Here is a 16486-nt window from a genome sequence, read left to right as displayed (position 1 = left end):
TTCGCCGACGTCCCGGGGATTCCATGAAACTGCGTCTCATTGCCATGCTTCTCGCCGTTCCGGCGGTGGTTTCCGGGGCCCTCGTGGCGATGCCCGCGGAGGCCATGACCTATGACGCGGCCGTGCCGACGCGCAACATTGCGATCTCCACGAGCGGGCTCGGCAAGGTGACGGTGCAGTGCTTTGCGTCCAAGACGTGCAAGGGCAAGCTGAGCTTCACCAACTCCAGCACTCGGGTCCGTGACTACAGCGTCCCGGCGCACTCGTCCCGCACGATGCAGGTGGCCGTACGCACGACCGAGCCGGCCTACCCTTATGCGGCCAACGGCGGCATCAAGCGCGGCGACGTCTACTACAAGGACGCCGTGCTGGTGGTCAACCAGGACTACCCGCGCAACAAGACCCGGACCTACAACGTCCAGACCGAGACGCTCCTGACCGCACAGCAGATCACCGGTGTGGTCCAGGGCCCGGCCGGTCACACCGCCAGCGACATCAAGGTCGAGCTGGTGCGCAGCCTGCGCGGCGGTGGCACGCAGGTCGTGCGCTACGCCGAGGTTCCGACCAACGGCGGCATCTACAAGTTCACCGTTTCCCTGGGGACCAACAACTCCGCCTCGGGTCCCTACAAGCTGCGGATCAGCGGCCACGTGGACAACGCCGACAACGGCACGACCCGCAGCTGGTACTGGCGAGGCAGCGACGGCAGCACGACCGGCGGCGGCGGTCGCTATCTCGACGAGGGCACCACGCTGCGGGCCACCAAGATGGGCGACTACAACGCCAACTTCACCTATGGCTCGATCACCGGCCAGGTCACCAACAGTGTCCCGCCCAACGGGCGCGTCGACATCACGGTTGCCGCGCCGCCGCGGACCTACTCCTCCAACTCCAAGACGCGCCGCGAGTACGACTTCCCCTACTGCGGCAACGTCTACGGTTCGACCGACGCGGCCAACGGTGGCGCCTACTCGGTCGACTTCCTGCCGGTCTACACCGGCACCCAGCGCTACATGGTCCGCGCCTCCTACGGGGCCGTGAGGACGTGGAATGCGCGGACGGGCAGTGGCACCGGCTTCGGCAGCTGCTTCGACGTCATGGACTATGAGCGTTCGACCGCCAACCTCCTGGCCATCCCTGCTGGTGGGATCCTGTCGGGCTACAACGTCCAGGTCCGTCGCAGCTCCAACGACCTGTTGATTGACGGTGCGTTCTCCGGGTTCTCACCCACCGCGAGCGACCAGACCGTCACGATCCGCGAGAAGATCCCGGGCCTCCCGGTGCTCTCCGCGCCGGTGGTCGCGCGAGGACACACCAACAGCAACGGCAACGCCAATGGTGACAACACGATCAAGAACCTCCCGCCCGGCAAGTACTGGGTAGAGGTCGGGCGCAGGACGAGCTGCTCCGCCTGGTACCCGAGCGTGTTCCCCAACAACGACGCCTACTTCAGCGGCGCCGACCGTGGCGCGGAGCGCTGGAAGACCGTCGCCGGCAAGTACGAGGAGTACTCCAAGTCCCTCGCGATGGGCTACGTCCGCAAGACCCCGCCGAGCGGATACAAGGGCTGGATGTATCGCGGCTACTGCAAGGCGCTGGGCACGGGCACCTACAACAACACCGCCCGCATCCGGGGCTTCGATCAGTCCACCACGGAGCAGGTCTCCACCATCCGCAAGGGCGCGATCGTCAAGGGTCACGTGAAGCGGGCCGGCGGCAAGACCAACAAGGAGATCATGGTGCGGCTGTCGTCATCCGACGGCATTCGCGTCATCCGCACCGACGTGACCGACAGCAAGGGCAACTTCTACGTGGCCGGCCTGCCGTCGGGCAGGTGGACGATCTCGGTCAACTCCGACTCGTGGCGTGGCATCGGTCGTACGTTCACGGGCAAGCACTCGATCAGCGTCACGTCGGGTCACACCTACAGCGCCGGCACCCTCTACTTCAAGGGGTGACCGGGGCTCTGACAGGCTGGTCGTCATGACCGTTCTCGTCACCGGCGGCGCCGGCTACATCGGCTCGCACATCGTCCGCGCGTTCCGCCTCGCCGGGCTCGACTGCGTCGTCGTCGACGACCTCTCGAGCGGCCATCGCGAGTTCGTGCCGGACGGAGTCGAGTTCATCGACACCAACATCCTCGACAGCACGCTCGTCGCCAAGGCGATGGTCGAGCACGAGGTCGAGGCGGTCGTGCACCTCGCCGGGTTCAAGTACGCCGGCGTGTCCGTCCAGCGCCCCCTGCACACGTACGAGCAGAACGTCCAGGGCACCGTCAGCCTGCTGCAGGCCATGCACGAGGCCGACGTCGACAAGATCGTGTTCTCCTCGAGCGCCGCGGTCTACGGCACGCCCGACGTCGACATCGTGACCGAGACGACCGCGACGGCCCCGGAGTCCCCCTACGGCGAGAGCAAGCTGATCGGTGAATGGCTCCTGCGCGATGCGGCCCGCGCGTTCCCGATGCACCACACGTCGCTGCGCTACTTCAACGTCGTCGGCTCGGCCGTGCCGGACCTCTACGACACGAGCCCGCACAACCTCTTTCCGCTCGTCATCGAGGCGCTGCTCGAGGGCCGTACGCCGCGGATCTTCGGCGACGACTACCCGACGCCGGACGGCACGTGCGTGCGCGACTACATCCACGTCGCCGACCTCGCCGACGCCCACGTGGTCGCCGCCCAGAAGCTCCTCGCCGGCACCCAGCTCGAGCCGGTCTACAACCTCGGCAGCGGTGACGGCGTGTCGGTGCGCGAGATCATGACGGCGGTCGCCGACGCGACCGGCATCGATTTCGAGCCGGAGATCAGTGACCGCCGGCCCGGCGATCCCGCCCGCATCGTCGCCTCGGGAGAGCTCGCCAGGCGCGACCTCGACTGGGCGATGCGCCACTCGCTGGCCGACATGGTCAGCAGCGCCTGGCAGGCCCGTCAGAACCACCCCGTCTGACCCCGAGTTTTGTGACGGAAGTCGTCACCCCCGGTCAGGGAGTGACGACTTCCGTCACGAAGCGTGGGGCTACGGCAGGTAGTAGGTCGGGTTGGGCAGCTTGTACGCCTTGCCGTGCCCGCCGATCAGGTCGCTGAACTGGTCACCGAAGTTGGCCACGATCTCGTAGCCGCCGCCGCTGGGTGACTCGACGTGCGCGCGGGTCTGCGACTTGTACTCGATCGTGGTGCACTTGGCGGTCGCGCAGGTCACGTAGGACGGCTGCTGTGACGAGCCGACACCGGTCCACTTGGTGTAGTAGTTGGCGGCGGTGAAGCCTTGGTAGCCGACCTTCTGGAGGTTGCCGATCGTCGCGGCCTTCTGGTTGTCGTTGCGCCCGGTCAGGCCGATGATCGTGCACCCTGCCCGGTCGGCGGCGTTGACGAACGAGACCATCGACGGGGTGGCCGGGAACTTCTGGCCCTGGACGTAGACGTCCTGCAGGNCGGGTCGAACGTGAAGTGCATGCCGGCGACCTCCATGTCGTACGTCCACAGGGTCGTGTCGTCGGCGTCGAGGACGATCGCCGGCTTGGTGTGGCGCTTGACGCCGGCGCGGCACTGAGCCAGCACCGACGGGGCGAACGAGCGGGTCAGCTTCGCCATCTCGCGGATGTAGGGCGAGCTCTCCTTGTCAGCGGTGCCGGTGCCGTGGTCACCGTAGTAGGCGTAGATCGTGCTCTTGACCGAGTCGATGTTGGGGATGCCCTCGCCGTCGCCCTTCAGCCCGCTGGACCCGTCGGGCTTCATGGTGAAGTGCGTACGCGGCGACAGCTCCGACTCGTGCACGCCCGGCAGGTTGGCCGACGGCAGGTAGTAGGTCGGGTTGGGCAGCTTGAGGGTGCTGTCGGCGTACCCGCCCTGCAGGTCGGACCACTGGTCGCCGACGTTGAGCGTGATGTCGTAGCCGAGCGACTCGATGTGCTTGCGCGTGCCCGCCTTGTATTCGACGGTCGTGCACTTGGCGGCGGCGCACGAGATGTAGGAGGGCTGCTGTGACGAGCCGACGCCGGTCCACTTGGTGTAGAAGCGGTCGGCCGTGAACGCGTCGTAGCCGACCTTGTCGAGGTTGCCGAGCGTCGCGGCCTTCTGGTTGTCGTTGCGCCCGGTGAGCCCGAAGATCGTGTAGCCGATGTCGGCGGCCTTGTCGACGAAGCCGACCATCGCCGGGGTGGCGGGGAACTTCTGACCCTGCACGTAGACGTCCTGCAGANCGGGTCGAACGTGAAGTGCATGCCGGCGACCTCCATGTCGTACGTCCACAGGGTCGTGTCGTCCGCGTCGAACACGATCGCCGGCTTCTTGCCCTGCCTGATCTCGCGGTCGTACGTGGCTTGCAGGTTCTTGGTGGCCCGCGCGACGATGCGGTCCATCTCGGAGATGTAGGGCGACGACGCCTTGTCGGCGATGCCCGTGCCGGGGTCCCCGTAGTAGGCAGCGATCGTCTTCTTGACCGAGTCGATGTTGGGGATGCCGGCGCCGTCGGCCTTGAGTCCGCTGGAGCCGTCGGGCTGCATGACGAAATGCGTGCGCGGGCTCAGCTTCGGGTGGTGGCCGTGGTGGCCCTTGGCTTGGGCGGGTCCTCCGGTGAGGACGAGCGCCGAGGTCACGGCGACGGCCGCGAGCGTACGAATCGAGATCATGGGGTCCCCCCGGGACGAAGCAGTTGCCTGACGCAACGACGCTACTCGCGTTGCCTTGTCCAGGCGAGACCCAGAAGGTTAAGGACTGACTAAGCGACGTTCGCTCAGACGCGGCGCAGGACGGCGGTGACGATACCGAGGATCGAGGCGTGCGTGCCGTCGATCGGGTCGTACGCCTCGTTGTGGGGCAGCAGCCAGACCTGGCCGTCCTTGCGCTGGAACGTCTTGACCGTGGCCTCGCCGTCGAGCAGGGCAGCGACGATGTCGCCGTTGTTGGCGGTCTGCTCCTGGCGGATCACGACGTAGTCGCCGTGGCAGATCGCCGCGTCGATCATCGAGTCACCCGACACCTCGAGCAGGAACAGCGTGCCCTCGCCGACGAGCGACTTGGGCAGCGGGAAGATCTCCTCGACCTGCTCGGTGGCCAGGATCGGACCACCGGCGGCGATGCGGCCGACCAGCGGGACGTTGGTGGCCTGGGGGAGTGCGTCGCCGATGCCGGTCTCGTCGAACGTGCTCTCGACCGCGCTGCTCATCGAGCGGCGGGCCGCCATGACGTCGGGCAGGAAGATCTCGAGCGCCCGCGGCCGGTTGGGGTCGCGCTTGACGTAGCCGAGCGCCTCGAGGGCGCGAAGTTGGTGAGCGACCGAGGAGGTGCTGGTCAACCCGACCGCCGCACCGATCTCGCGCATGCTGGGCGGGTAGCCCCGCTTCTCGATCTCGTCGCGCAGGAACTCGAGCACCTTGCGCTGCCGTGCGGTCAGCCCGGAGGAGTCTGCGGGCCCGTCGGGTAGCTCGGTGACGTCGGCGTTGCGGTCTTCGGTCATGCCGGAAGGGTAACCCGGAACACCGGGCCAGTTCAAACATATGTTCGATGGCGTGTCGCGAGCCGTGACGTCTACGTTGGGGCGGTGCCGAAGACCCTCGTGAAGCCCGGAAGCCCCCGTTCAGCCGTCGTCACCGGGGCGGGCAGGGGCATCGGACGGGCCATCGCGCTCGAGCTGGTGGGTCGGGGATATCAGGTCGTCGTGACCGATCTCGACGCCGCCGCCGCCGAGATCGCCGCCAAGGAGATCGGGGCGGCGATGGGGCTCGGCCTCGACGTGACCGATCCCGATGCCAACCGCGACATCGCCGCCCGTGCCCGCGAGCTCGCTCCGTTGGGTGCCTGGGTCTGCAACGCAGGCGTGCTGGCCGAAGGCGACGTGACGGCGCTGTCGGTGGGGCAGGTGCGCGCGATGGTCGACGTCAACGTGCTCGGGGTGATCTGGGGCGTACGCGCAGCCGCCGACGCGTTCCGGGACCAGCACGGCGTCAAGGGCGGCGACATCGGCATCGTCGCGTCGCTCAGCGCCCTCGCCCCGGTGCCCGCCCTCAGCGTGTATGCCGCGACCAAGGCGGCCGTGCTGTCGCTGACCACGTCCCTCGCCTCCGAGCTGCACCGCGACAAGGTCAAGGTCCACGCGGTGTGCCCCGACGGGGTCGACACCGCGATGGTGCACTCGATGGACGCGCACGGTGACGTACGCGCTGCACTGGCTGCCGGCGTGCTCCTCACGCCGCCGCAGGTCGCTCGCGAGCTGGTCGACATGTTCGGCACGGGGCGGGTCTACAAGACGCTCCCGGCGTGGCGCGGGGTCGTCGGTCGTACGGCATCACTCGCCCCACGTGCGGCGGTTCACGTCGATCCCTGGATCCGCCGCCTCGGCGCCCGCAGGCTCAAGAAGGCCGGCACGCGATAGGCGTCACCGCTCAGTGCTGTCGGGCGTGGCGCTTGCGCTTGAACAGCGAGCCGAACCGGGACGTCGACGCAGGCTCCGGCTCGGGCTCGTCGACGACCTCGACGGGGACCGTCTCGCCAGCAGCCTCGGACGTACGCCACTCCGCGATCTCGTTGTCCTCTTCGACCGTCTCCGGGGTGACCACGTCCTCGCGGACCGCCTCGACACAGGCGCCGAGCAGGATCGCGTAGATGCCGATCCACAGCCACAGCAGCAGGACGACGACGCCGGCCAGCGCGCCGTACGTCTTGCCGTAGCTGCCGAAGTTGTCGACGTACAGCGAGAAGCCGACCGACACCAGCAACCACAGGGCTGTTGCGACGAGCACGCCCTTGGAGACCAAAGAGCCGGTGGCGGTGCGGTTCGGCGCGAGCCGGAACAGCACGCCGATGGCCACCGTGACGGCGGCGAGCAGCAGGACCCAGCGGCCGGCCTCGAACGCCGCGCGCACGCCCGGCACGATGTCGACCTCGTCGAGGACGGCAGGGGCGACCGCGACGAGCGCCACCACGAGCACGACGAACACGATCGCGCCGAGCGTCAGCAGCAGCGAGAGTGCCCTGCGCTTGAGGAACCCCCGGGTCTCGCCCAGGCCGAACATCGCGTTGATCGCCGTGACGAGGTTGCCGACCCCGCCCGCGGCGCCGTAGATCGCGAGCACCAGCGCGATCGCCAGGCCGATGCCGAGCGACCCGTCCGAGGTCTTGATGAGCGAGTCCATCTGTCCCGTGACGACTGAGGCAGCGTCGGCGGGCAGGGCCTCTGCGACGTCTGCGGACTGGTTGGCGACGGTCTCCGGAGAGGCGATCAGACCGTACGTCATGACGGCCGCGATCATCGCCGGGAACAGCGACAGGAAGGCATAGAACGCGACGCCGGCGGCCAGCAGCGGGGCCTGTCGGGAGGAGGCCTGCTTCCAGGCCGTGATGACGCTCGTGCGCGGAGAAGTCATGCCTCGACGGTAGTGCGGGAGCGCATCGAACGCCTCCCGACGGGTGTGGCGTCGATCATGCTCGAAGAAATATGGCGGGCGATTCTGCCTGGAATTGCAGCGAAGATGCATCGCCTATCGAAATTGTGTTCGACAGGTGCTTCCTTTTGTCAGAGGCGTCCCCTATCGTCGTACATGTGTTCGATCGAACGCCTGTTCGCACCATCGAATGACATCGAGAACAGCGTTTGATCGACCACACCACAACATCAGATCCAGCCCTCACTTCCCCCTTGGAGGCCATCATGAGCAGCATCGCACTCGGTCATCACGACCACTCCGTCCGTCCGGTTCGCCACTTGCGCGCCGTGCCCGACGCCAGGCCCGCTCCGCACGTGCGTCTGACCCGTCGGGGCAAGATCGTCGTGCTCACCGCGGCCGTCGCCGTCGTCGCCCTGCTCGTGATCATGTTCGGCTCCTCGTCGTTCGCCGGTGACCGGGCCGGCACGCCGCCCGAGACGACGTCGGTCCGCGTCCTTCCCGGTCAGACGCTGTGGCAGATCGCCAGCCAGGCCAACCCCAACGGCGACATCCGCAAGACCGTCGACGAGATCGTCCGGCTCAACTCGCTTCCGAACGCCTCGGCGCTGCAGCTGGGCTCGGAGATCGCGGTTCCCGTCTATCACTGAGACGGGCTGAGCGAGCTCTGCGAGCGAACGCCCGGCCAGGTTGAGCCGGGGCACGCCGTAGGCGTCAGCTAGTCGAAGCCACGTGAGGTCACAAGGGAAGGTGACCAACACCCACCCACCGGCGTCCGCGGTGCACCTTGGGGAAGGGGTGCCGCGGGCGCCTTCGTGTGTCTCGTTGACCATGCGCCCGTCACCTGTTTGACTGCAGCTTCTGCGTACGGGCGAAAGCCTGACACTTTTCCGAGAGGAACCCTGTGACGGCACCTGCTGCGCCCAGCCGACGGATGGTGGCGATGATGAGCGCAGCAGCGGTGATGGCAGCCCTCCTGAGCGCGTGCACGGGAGGGCCGCCCGACCCTCGCGAGTCCGCCGAGGCGCTGGCCGCCGGACTCGCGAAGCAGGACCTCAAGGGCATACCCGCGGTCGAGGGTGGCCGGATCCCGCAGGCCGACCTCAAGCGGATCGTCGCAGGCATGGGCTCCGCCCGGGCCACGGTGACGGTCGGTGAGATCGAGAAGGACGGCGACAGCGCGACGGCGACGCTCAAGACGAGCTGGACGTTCAAGGGTGCCGACTGGACCTACGAGACCCCGGCCAAGCTGGCGTACGAGGACGACGAGTGGCGGGTGAGGTGGAGCCCGGCGATCGTCGCGCCCCAGCTGACCGCCAACGAGGCGCTGCGGATGCGTACGTCGCCGGCCGACCGCGGTGACATCGTCGGCGCCGGCGGCAAGGGCCTCGTGATCGAGCGGCCCGTCGAACGGATCGGCATCGACAAGTCCCGCATCAAGGCAGCCGAGGCGGACGGCTCGGCGCGAGCGCTGGCCAGGCTGATCGACATCGACGCCGACCGGTTCGCCAAGGCGGTCAAGGCGGCGGGCCCGCAGGCATTCGTGGTCGGCCTCGTGGTGCGCGCGGACTCCGACGACACGCTCAGTGACGCGCAGATCGCCTCGATCCCCGGCGCGGCCCAGCTCGGCGCCGTGCTGCCGCTGGCGCCGACCAAGGGGTTCGGCCAGCCCCTGCTCGGGGTCGTCGGCGAGGCGACGGCCGAGGTCGTCGCCAAGTCCAAGGGCTCCGTCGGCCCGGGCGACCTGGTCGGCCTGACGGGTCTGGAGCAGCGCTACGACAGCCAGCTGCGCGGCAACCCCGGCGTCACGGTCGAGGCGGTGGCCGGCTCCAAGACGCGTGAGCTGTTCACGAGCGCGCCGCGACCCGGCAAGACGCTGCGCACGACGATCGACGTCGACCTGCAGGGCTCGGCCGACGAGATCCTCTCGGACGTGAAGCCGGCCAGCGCGATCGTCGCCATCCGCCCGTCGTCGGGCAAGATCCTCGCCCTCGCGAGCGGCCCGGGTGGCAAGGGCGCGGACACCGCTGCGGCGGGTCACTACGCGCCGGGATCGACGTTCAAGCTCGTCACCGCACTGGCGTTCCTGCGCTCAGGGCTCAAGCCGTCCAGCACCGTGCCGTGCACGCCGACCGTGACGGTCGAGGGGCGCCGGTTCAAGAACTACTCCGACTACCCGGGCAGCGCGATCGGCAACATCCCGCTGAGCGCGGCGATCGCCAACTCGTGCAACACCGCGATGATCGCGACCCGCGGCAAGGCGCCCCAGGGCAGGCTCGCAGCCGCGGCCGCCGCGTTGGGCCTGGGGCCGGACCTCGACCTGGGCTATCCGGCCTACCTCGGGTCGGTGCCCAGCAAGGCCGGGGGCACCGAGCACGCTGCGTCGATGATCGGGCAGGGCAAGATCGAGGCCTCGCCGCTGGCCATGGCCGTCGTCGCCGCGTCGATCGCCCACGGCGCGCGGGTCACGCCGACCCTGCTGGACCAGTCGCCGACCAAGCCCGCGCCGAAGCCCGCCGACCCACTGACCGGCGGTGAGGCCACGCAGCTCCAGGAGCTGTTCCGCGGAGTCGTGACCAGCGGCAGCGGCCGGTTCCTGCTGGACCTGCCCGGCAAGCCGGTGTCGGCCAAGACCGGCACGGCCGAGTACGGCACCGACACCCCGCCGCGTACGCATGCCTGGATGATCGCGACCCAGGGCGACCTCGCGGTCGCGGTGTTCGTCGACGACGGCGACTCCGGCTCGGGGACGGCGGGACCGCTGCTCGAAGAGTTCCTGAGGAGTGCCCAGTGACGATCGAGATGACGCCGACTGTCGAACGTACGACCTGGAGGCGGGTGCCGGAGTGGGCGCTCGTGCCGATCGCGGCGTTGGTGTGGTGGCTCGCCGGCTTCCTCCCGTGGCTGCTCAACGGCGCTGGTCGCGACGTGCTCAGCGAGGGGGGAGTCGGCTTCCTCCTGCTGCCGCCACTGATGTCCGGCGGCGTGAGCCAGCTCGTGCTCGGTGCAGGCGTCGGCGGTGTCGCGGCCGGTCTCACCTCGCTGCTGAGTGACGGCAGCCGAGCCCTGCGCGCGGGTGCCTGCGCCGCTGGGGTGGCCGTCGCGCTGCTCGTGACGCTGCTCCAGACCCGCAACGGGGTCAGTGACACCGCTTTCGACAGCCGGGTCACCAACGGTCTGACGGTCGTCGTCGTGGTCACCACGATCGTCGGGCTTGGTCTGGGGCTGCTGAGCCTGGTCGGACGCGGCGGTCTCGGGTTCGCGGTCGGCGCCCTCGCCGGCGCAACGCCCTACTGGGTCATGACCGTGTTCATGGCGTTCCAGTTTGTCGACACCACCGGTCGGCTCGAGGTGGCGCACCGGGTCAGCGAGTGGTCCGGCGCCGTCGTGCTCGCCGGCGCGTTGCTCTGCGTCGGTCTCGTGCCGGGAGTACGTGCGGTGGCCTGGGTCGGGATCGTGCTGCTGGCCTGGTTCATCGGTCCGACGATCACCGCGGCCGGCTACATGGAGGTGTTCCTTCGTCCCGGCATGGGCGTGGCAGACCGGTGGGGCGACCAGCTCTCGGCCACGGCCGACGTGTGGCGCACGGCAGCGTCGCTGGATGCCCGGTCGCTCGCGCCGTGGGCCGCGCCGATCGTCGTCGCAGCAGCGGCGGCGACCTGGCTCGCACTCCGAGCCCGTGCGCGGACGGATCAACCGGCACAATGACCTCATGCGCATTCACGTGGTCGCCGACGAGGCCGACAAGGACGGCGGGCACTTCCACGAGCGCCTGCTCCAGCTCGGCGGTGAGCTCGTCGAGCTCGATCGCGACGACCTTCCGGCGTACTCGACGATCGGTGACACCGACCTGATCTTCCTGCTCGGCTCCGACAAGGGCGCCCACGAGCCGAAGTGGAAGGACGTCGTCGAGGCCGAGTCGCGCTTCGTCCGCGCGGCGCTGCGGGCCGGCACCCCCGTGATGGGCATCTGCTACGGCGCCCAGCTCATGGCCCGAGCACTTGGCGGCACGTCCTGGCGGGCCGACCAACCGGAGCTCGGCTGGCAGCGCGTCGACACGATCGATCCCGTCCTGTGCCCCGAGGGCCCATGGGCGCAGATGCACAGCGACGTGTTCGCGCCCGGCCCGACGTCGAGCGTCATCGGCACGTCGTGGCGCGGTCCGCAGTGCTTCATCGACGAGGCGCACGGTGCGCGCGCGATCGCGTGGCAGTTCCACCCCGAGGTCACCGCGGCGACGTACGAGCGATGGGTGCACGAGGGCTACTACGGCGCTGTCGGCGTCGACACCAAGGACCTGGTCCGCCAGGCACACGCGCATGCCGCGGCGACCCGCAACCTCGCCCACGTCCTCGTCGACTCGGCGCTCACCTATCTGCGGGTGACCCCGTGAAGGGCCGGCCCAGCGGCTTCGAGTGGGTGGTCCGTGGCAAGGAGGTCGTGATCTCGCACCATGGCCGGGTGGCGGCGGTGCTGCGTGGTGAGAAGGCCCACCAGTTCGTACGCGATGCCGAGTCGAGCGATCCGCAGCTGCTGATGGCCCGCCTCACCGGCAACTACAAGCGTGGCAACGAGCGGACGGCAAGGTCACACCCGCGCAACCGGTGAGCTGAACCCCTCCGTCGATACGCTTGCGGCATGGCTGACTCGGTGCAGATCCGCAATGTTCCTGACGACGTACGAGAGGCACTCGCGGCTCGCGCCTACGCTCAGGGCCAGTCCCTCGACCACTACCTCCTCACGCTCCTGGTCGAGGACGCCGGGCGCCCGCAAGCGCCGGAGCGCCGAGGGCGATCGGGGCTCTCACCGATCGAGATCACCAAGGCCGTGCTCGACAACACTCCGTGATCTGACGGCCGGTGCCACGCGCCCATGTGCGGCTCAGGAGCTGGCGATCGTCTTCCACTCGTCCAGTCGCTGCGCGATCAACGCTGCGCGCTGCGCCACGTCGGTGCCGCCCAGCACCGCGAGGTCTGCGGCGTCGGCGCGGACGTAGACGCCTGACGTACGCATGTTGAGCGCCGGATCGGTGCTCGAGCGGGTCGTCCAGAATCCGGCGGCGCGGTCGGCGCTCTCGAGGTGGATCTCGCCGGCGCCCTCGAGCTGCGGGGCGTTGGGGTCGCGTGGCCGCTCGCCCTTCCAGAAGTAGCGGACGCCGGAGGGGTCGGACTTCTCCTTGGACGCCTCGCTCCAGTAGCGCGCCGACAACGTGCCGTCGGCCTGCCATGAGTCGCCCTTGACCTCCAGCCCGCCGCTGCGGTCACGGGTGACCCGCAGGAGGCTGATCGCCGACGGCTCGAGCTCGCTGCGGGCGGTCAGAGAGAACTGCCACCACAGCCCCTCGATCGCCGCCATGCGCCCCTCAGCCTCGATGGCCTTGCGGATCTTCTGGTTGATGGCCTTGGTCTCGGCGGGTGTCGTCGGCACGTCGTAGCGCACGCAGGTGAGGCCGAGCAGGTCGCTGGGCAGCTTGGCGCCGTTGGCATGGAGGATGAATGTGCGCCGCAAGCCCAGGACCCCGCCGAACAGGCCGGCCTCGAACACCACGTTGTCGCGCGGCGACGCCTGGGCGGGCGCGTCCGGGTCGGCCACCGGCTGCTCGTTGGTGGTCCAGTCGTCCTGGGCGAACACGAATGCGGCGAAGTCGACCTCGTGCGTCAGCTCGACGAGCCGTTCGAGGGTCGAGGTGCCGGGGTTGAACGTCGTCGTCCACGGCTCGACGTCGGCCACGTCCTCGAGCCCGCGAGTCAATGACTGGAGGAGCTTGGCCTGCTTGCCGGAGGAACCGAGGAAGATCCGGGGCTTCGTCATGCACCCATATTAGGGGCGCAGCGCGTCGCGCCGGTGCGCCAGGAACGCGCGCTCCACGGCGTTCTCGGTCAGGTCGATCGCCCGCTCGTACGCCGTGGCGGCCTCGTCCGTACGCCCGGCACGTCGCAGCAGGTCGGCCCGGATCGCATGGAACAGGCCGAACCCGTCGAGGTCGAGCCCGTCGACGATCGTGAGGCCCGGGTCCGGCCCGTCGACCTCGGCCACTGCGACGGCGCGGTTGAGCGCGGCGACCGGGCTCGGCGCCAGCTGCATGAGGTGGTCGTAGAGCTGCACGATCTGTCGCCAGTCGGTGTCGGCGGCCGTCGCGGCGTCGCTGTGCACGGCGGCGATCGCGGCCTGCAGCTGGTACGGCCCTGGCTGCCCGCGACGGAGGCATCGGCGCACGAGGTCCTGGCCCTCGGCGATCTGCTCGCGGTCCCAGAGCGTACGGTCCTGGTCGGCGAGCAGCACGAGCTCACCGTCGGACGTACGGGCCGACCGCCGTGAGTCGTTGAGCAGCATCAGCGCGAGCAGGCCCGCGGCCTCGGGCTCGTCGGGCATCAGCTCGACCAGCAGTCGGCCGAGCCGGATCGCCTCGGCGCACAGGTCCTCGCGCACGAGGTCGGCGCCGGAGCTGGCGGTGTAGCCCTCGTTGAAGACGAGGTAGACCACCGCGAGCACTCCACGGAGCCGGTCGGGCAGGTCGGCGTCGCGCGGTACGCGATAGGGGATGTGCGCCGCGCGGATCTTGCCCTTGGCGCGTACGAGCCGCTGCGCCATCGTCGGCTCCGGCACGAGGAACGCCCGGGCGATCTCCGGTGTGGTGAGCCCGCCGAGCATCCGCAGCGTCAGCGCGACGCGGGCGGCGGGGGAGAGCGCAGGGTGGCAGCACGTGAAGATGAGGCGGAGCCGGTCGTCGGCCACGGGACCCTCCTCCTTGGGTGCGTCCTGCTGGAGCAGCAGCGCTGCCTGGGCGTGCTTGTCGTCGCGGTTGGCCTCGCGGCGGAGACGGTCGATCGCCCGGCGGCGGGCCGTCGTGATGATCCAGCCGCTGGGGCTGGGCGGTGTGCCGTCGGCGGGCCACCGTGCGACGGCGATGGCGAATGCCTCCTGGACCGCGTCCTCAGCGATGTCGAGATCGCCGAAGACACGGGCCACGACGGCCACCGCGCGACCGTGCTCCTCGCGGAACACGCGTGCGATGCCGGCGTCGTCGGGCGTCACGTCAGTGGCGGAACGGACGCACTTCGATCGCCAGGCCGGTCGCCTCGGCGTACCGGCCGGCCCACTCCAGTGCCGCGTCGAGGTCGGGCGAGTCGACGATCGTGAAGCCGCCGACGTGCTCCTTGCCCTCGACGTACGGCCCGTCGGTCATGAGCGTCTCGCCGTCCTGATGGCGTACGACGGTGGTCGCGTCAGGGCCGGTGAGTCCGCCGGCGAACACCCACTGGCCGGACGCCTGCAGCTCGTCGTTGACGATCGCGAGCTTGCGCATGATCGGCTCGAGGAACTCCGGAGGGGGAGTGAACCCCGGCTCCATCACGGGTTCGATGACGTTGAGCACGTACTGCGTCATGGTGGTGCCTCCTGTGTGCGGCCGGCCTGTTGCCAGCCTCTCACCCCGTATACGAACGGCATACGGCCAGATCGACACCCGCCTCCAACTTTTGAAGACTTGCGCACCACTTCGCGCCGTTTTGTGGGCCTCAACGCTTCAAAAGTCGCGGCCAAGGCGTCACGAAGCCCCGGCGGACCTGGGCATCGCCGGGGCTTCGGTCTGTGAGGACTACTCCGTGACGTCGGCGGCGTCGCTGGCCTGGATCGCTGCTTCGGCCTCGGACAGGGCGCCCTCGGTCGACAGCGCACCACCGGAGTTCTCCAGGTGCGCGCGTACGAACCAGTGGAAGAGCTCAAGCTGCCGCGCCTGGCCGATGACCATGTCCTCGGTGATCGGGTCGATGTCGGCGACGGCTTCCTGCGCCTTGCGGTGATCGGCGATCAGCCGGACATACACCTCGTCGAGCGCGCCGAGGTGCTCGTTGGTGGTGGCGCGACCCAGCGAGTAGTCGTCCCAGCTGCGGCCGTTGACCACGGCGCCGGGCGTGCCCAGCGGTGAGGTGCCGAGGGTCGCGATGCGCTCGGCGGTCTCGTCGACCATCGCGATGACCTCGTCGACGTGCGGGTCGATCATCTCGTGCACCGCGATGAAGTGCGGGCCGACGACGTTCCAGTGCACATGCTTCAGGGTCAGGTGCAGGTCGATCAGCGCGTTGAGGCGCTCCTGCAGGATGCCGGCGAGCTTCTCGCCCTCGGCGGTGGTGAGTCCGGGAATCGTGTATTTCGGGGCTGAAGTAGGCATGGTCAAGGCCTACCCATCGAAGCCGGTCTCACACGTCGGCATACGTTTGTCCTCATGGCTTTGATCGTGTGTCCGTTGTGCGTCCGCGAGGACGATGTCGTGGTGCTTGGCACCCTGCCCGACGGGCGCAAGGAGGCCGAGTGCACGGACTGCAAGTTCACGTTCCCCTTCGGCTCGCCGACGCCGGAGCCCAAGCCAGCCGCCGCGCGCAAGAGCACCCGCCGCGCCGCGAGTACGGTCGTCGCGCCGCGGCCCATCGCGTACGTGGTGCCGCAGTTCCCCAAGGCCGCCGACGTCGAGGCTGAGACGCTGGAGCGCGTCGAGGCGCTGAAGCAGGAGTTCCTCGCGACCCCGTACGAACCAGATTCGCTGGTCGTCCGCCACTGGGCCAAGTTCCGGTGGGTCTTCTCTGAGGACGGGCTCGACAAGGCGACGATCTACGACCTCAAGCTGTTCGCCGACGACCCGACCGGCGCGAGCACGGGCGACCCGACGGAGTTCGACAAGGCGTGGGTCCTGCTCGGTGAGCTCGAGGGCGCGCGTCGCATCCGCTCGGTGACGAACCACCTGCTCCGCGGACCCGGCGAGCTCGAGGACCGGCTGAGCAACCTCGTCGACCAGGGCTTCGGGTTCTCGATGCCCGGCTGGGGCGAGGGGCTGCTCACCAAGACGCTCGCCGTCGCCGATCCCGACAGGTTCCTGCCGATCGTCACCTACGCCGAGAAGCGCGCGATCATCGAGTCGTTGTACGGCCTGGAGCTCGCCGACGTCGACCTGACGTCGTGGACGATCGGCCGTCTCGGCGTGTGGAGCAACGACCTGCTGGTCGAGCTGCTCGGCGACGACTTCGCCGACTTCCACCACGCCGCAGCCTTCCTCCGCTGGGCCCACCAGCACTAGGGGTGGTGGCGGCTCCCCAGGGCATACGGGAGAGC

At 69.1% G+C, this 16486-nt stretch carries 19 protein-coding genes; 10 read left to right on the top strand and 9 right to left on the bottom strand.

The features are described 5' to 3' along the window. The first annotated feature begins 23 nt into the window (after nucleotides 1–23). Nucleotides 24–1958, top strand: coding sequence for a hypothetical protein (locus ASC61_RS18570; RefSeq protein ID WP_157439559.1), 1935 nt, complete (start codon nucleotides 24–26; stop codon nucleotides 1956–1958). Nucleotides 1959–1983: 25 nt separating this feature from the next. Continuing rightward, nucleotides 1984–2949, top strand: a complete 966-nt coding sequence (gene galE / locus ASC61_RS18565) for a UDP-glucose 4-epimerase GalE (protein ID WP_056214698.1) — start codon at nucleotides 1984–1986, stop codon at nucleotides 2947–2949. Between the two features lie 69 nt (nucleotides 2950–3018). Here the strand turns inward: galE and ASC61_RS20495 are convergent, their stop codons facing one another. The 4 genes from ASC61_RS20495 to lexA all read right to left on the bottom strand — a co-directional run bounded on the left by ASC61_RS20495 (nucleotide 3019) and on the right by lexA (nucleotide 5457). Then, complete coding sequence (locus tag ASC61_RS20495; RefSeq protein ID WP_442854214.1) at nucleotides 3019–3432, bottom strand: HAD family acid phosphatase; 414 nt, start codon at nucleotides 3430–3432, stop codon at nucleotides 3019–3021. Between the two features lie 2 nt (nucleotides 3433–3434). Continuing rightward, the coding region (locus tag ASC61_RS20490) for an HAD family acid phosphatase (protein ID WP_442854223.1) at nucleotides 3435–4184 on the bottom strand (750 nt) is incomplete at its 3' end. A 17-nt stretch (nucleotides 4185–4201) separates the two neighbouring features. Beyond that, a partial coding sequence (locus ASC61_RS20315; protein ID WP_235503595.1) for a hypothetical protein occupies nucleotides 4202–4630 on the bottom strand: 429 nt, incomplete at its 3' end. A 104-nt stretch (nucleotides 4631–4734) separates the two neighbouring features. Further along, on the bottom strand, nucleotides 4735–5457 hold the full coding sequence (gene lexA, locus ASC61_RS18555) for a transcriptional repressor LexA (protein WP_056214695.1): 723 nt from the start codon (nucleotides 5455–5457) through the stop codon (nucleotides 4735–4737). Nucleotides 5458–5541: 84 nt separating this feature from the next. Here lexA and ASC61_RS18550 point away from each other — a divergent pair, with 84 nt between their 5' ends. Next, a complete protein-coding gene (locus tag ASC61_RS18550; RefSeq protein WP_056214694.1) occupies nucleotides 5542–6372 on the top strand; it encodes an SDR family NAD(P)-dependent oxidoreductase in 831 nt (276 codons plus the stop codon). Nucleotides 6373–6382: 10 nt separating this feature from the next. Here the strand turns inward: ASC61_RS18550 and ASC61_RS18545 are convergent, their stop codons facing one another. Beyond that, the gene (locus ASC61_RS18545; RefSeq protein WP_056214691.1) at nucleotides 6383–7363 is read right to left on the bottom strand and encodes a YihY/virulence factor BrkB family protein; all 981 of its coding nucleotides are present in this window, start codon (nucleotides 7361–7363) and stop codon (nucleotides 6383–6385) included. A 284-nt stretch (nucleotides 7364–7647) separates the two neighbouring features. Here ASC61_RS18545 and ASC61_RS18540 point away from each other — a divergent pair, with 284 nt between their 5' ends. The 6 genes from ASC61_RS18540 to ASC61_RS18515 all read left to right on the top strand — a co-directional run bounded on the left by ASC61_RS18540 (nucleotide 7648) and on the right by ASC61_RS18515 (nucleotide 12229). Beyond that, nucleotides 7648–8031, top strand: coding sequence for a LysM peptidoglycan-binding domain-containing protein (locus tag ASC61_RS18540; RefSeq protein ID WP_082530766.1), 384 nt, complete (start codon nucleotides 7648–7650; stop codon nucleotides 8029–8031). A 293-nt stretch (nucleotides 8032–8324) separates the two neighbouring features. Further along, nucleotides 8325–10175 (top strand): penicillin-binding transpeptidase domain-containing protein, encoded by a 1851-nt coding sequence (locus ASC61_RS18535; protein ID WP_200935484.1) that lies wholly within the window; start codon nucleotides 8325–8327, stop codon nucleotides 10173–10175. Beyond that, complete coding sequence (locus ASC61_RS18530) at nucleotides 10172–11089, top strand: hypothetical protein (RefSeq protein ID WP_056214686.1); 918 nt, start codon at nucleotides 10172–10174, stop codon at nucleotides 11087–11089. The genes ASC61_RS18535 and ASC61_RS18530 overlap by 4 nt, the downstream gene beginning before the upstream one ends. A gap of 4 nt (nucleotides 11090–11093) precedes the next feature. Continuing rightward, on the top strand, nucleotides 11094–11774 hold the full coding sequence (locus ASC61_RS18525; RefSeq protein WP_056214683.1) for a type 1 glutamine amidotransferase: 681 nt from the start codon (nucleotides 11094–11096) through the stop codon (nucleotides 11772–11774). Next, nucleotides 11771–11989, top strand: coding sequence for a hypothetical protein (locus ASC61_RS18520; protein WP_056214680.1), 219 nt, complete (start codon nucleotides 11771–11773; stop codon nucleotides 11987–11989). The genes ASC61_RS18525 and ASC61_RS18520 overlap by 4 nt, the downstream gene beginning before the upstream one ends. A gap of 30 nt (nucleotides 11990–12019) precedes the next feature. Then, a complete protein-coding gene (locus ASC61_RS18515; protein WP_056214677.1) occupies nucleotides 12020–12229 on the top strand; it encodes a FitA-like ribbon-helix-helix domain-containing protein in 210 nt (69 codons plus the stop codon). A 33-nt stretch (nucleotides 12230–12262) separates the two neighbouring features. On the opposite strand, the gene ASC61_RS18510 is transcribed toward ASC61_RS18515, so the two are convergent. The 4 genes from ASC61_RS18510 to ASC61_RS18495 all read right to left on the bottom strand — a co-directional run bounded on the left by ASC61_RS18510 (nucleotide 12263) and on the right by ASC61_RS18495 (nucleotide 15551). Then, nucleotides 12263–13192, bottom strand: coding sequence for a TIR domain-containing protein (locus ASC61_RS18510; RefSeq protein WP_056214675.1), 930 nt, complete (start codon nucleotides 13190–13192; stop codon nucleotides 12263–12265). Between the two features lie 9 nt (nucleotides 13193–13201). Beyond that, nucleotides 13202–14416: an RNA polymerase sigma factor gene (locus ASC61_RS18505; RefSeq protein WP_056214672.1), complete on the bottom strand. Its 1215-nt coding sequence runs from the start codon at nucleotides 14414–14416 to the stop codon at nucleotides 13202–13204. Between the two features lies 1 nt (nucleotide 14417). Further along, complete coding sequence (locus ASC61_RS18500; protein ID WP_056214669.1) at nucleotides 14418–14768, bottom strand: YciI family protein; 351 nt, start codon at nucleotides 14766–14768, stop codon at nucleotides 14418–14420. A gap of 210 nt (nucleotides 14769–14978) precedes the next feature. Next, a complete protein-coding gene (locus ASC61_RS18495) occupies nucleotides 14979–15551 on the bottom strand; it encodes a Dps family protein (protein WP_056214666.1) in 573 nt (190 codons plus the stop codon). Nucleotides 15552–15605: 54 nt separating this feature from the next. On the opposite strand from ASC61_RS18495, the gene ASC61_RS18490 reads away from it, so the two are divergent. Then, entirely contained in the window at nucleotides 15606–16451 is an 846-nt protein-coding gene (locus ASC61_RS18490) for a hypothetical protein (protein WP_056214663.1), read from the top strand. Nucleotides 16452–16486 lie beyond the last annotated feature (35 nt).

The organism is Aeromicrobium sp. Root344, from assembly GCF_001425755.1.
Lineage (GTDB): Bacteria > Actinomycetota > Actinomycetes > Propionibacteriales > Nocardioidaceae > Aeromicrobium.
Note: the sequence above shows the minus strand (reverse complement) of the source record. Positions and strands in the feature narration are given on the sequence as shown.

Coding starts and splice junctions, on each gene's coding strand:
- ASC61_RS18570 (WP_157439559.1), top strand. CDS start 24: ATGAAACTGCGTCTCATTGCCATGCTTCTCGCCGTTCCGGCGGTGGTT.
- galE (WP_056214698.1), top strand. CDS start 1,984: ATGACCGTTCTCGTCACCGGCGGCGCCGGCTACATCGGCTCGCACATC.
- lexA (WP_056214695.1), bottom strand. CDS start 5,457: ATGACCGAAGACCGCAACGCCGACGTCACCGAGCTACCCGACGGGCCC.
- ASC61_RS18545 (WP_056214691.1), bottom strand. CDS start 7,363: ATGACTTCTCCGCGCACGAGCGTCATCACGGCCTGGAAGCAGGCCTCC.
- ASC61_RS18540 (WP_082530766.1), top strand. CDS start 7,648: ATGAGCAGCATCGCACTCGGTCATCACGACCACTCCGTCCGTCCGGTT.
- ASC61_RS18535 (WP_200935484.1), top strand. CDS start 8,325: ATGATGAGCGCAGCAGCGGTGATGGCAGCCCTCCTGAGCGCGTGCACG.
- ASC61_RS18525 (WP_056214683.1), top strand. CDS start 11,094: ATGCGCATTCACGTGGTCGCCGACGAGGCCGACAAGGACGGCGGGCAC.
- ASC61_RS18515 (WP_056214677.1), top strand. CDS start 12,020: ATGGCTGACTCGGTGCAGATCCGCAATGTTCCTGACGACGTACGAGAG.
- ASC61_RS18510 (WP_056214675.1), bottom strand. CDS start 13,192: ATGACGAAGCCCCGGATCTTCCTCGGTTCCTCCGGCAAGCAGGCCAAG.
- ASC61_RS18500 (WP_056214669.1), bottom strand. CDS start 14,768: ATGACGCAGTACGTGCTCAACGTCATCGAACCCGTGATGGAGCCGGGG.
- ASC61_RS18495 (WP_056214666.1), bottom strand. CDS start 15,551: ATGCCTACTTCAGCCCCGAAATACACGATTCCCGGACTCACCACCGCC.
- ASC61_RS18490 (WP_056214663.1), top strand. CDS start 15,606: ATGGCTTTGATCGTGTGTCCGTTGTGCGTCCGCGAGGACGATGTCGTG.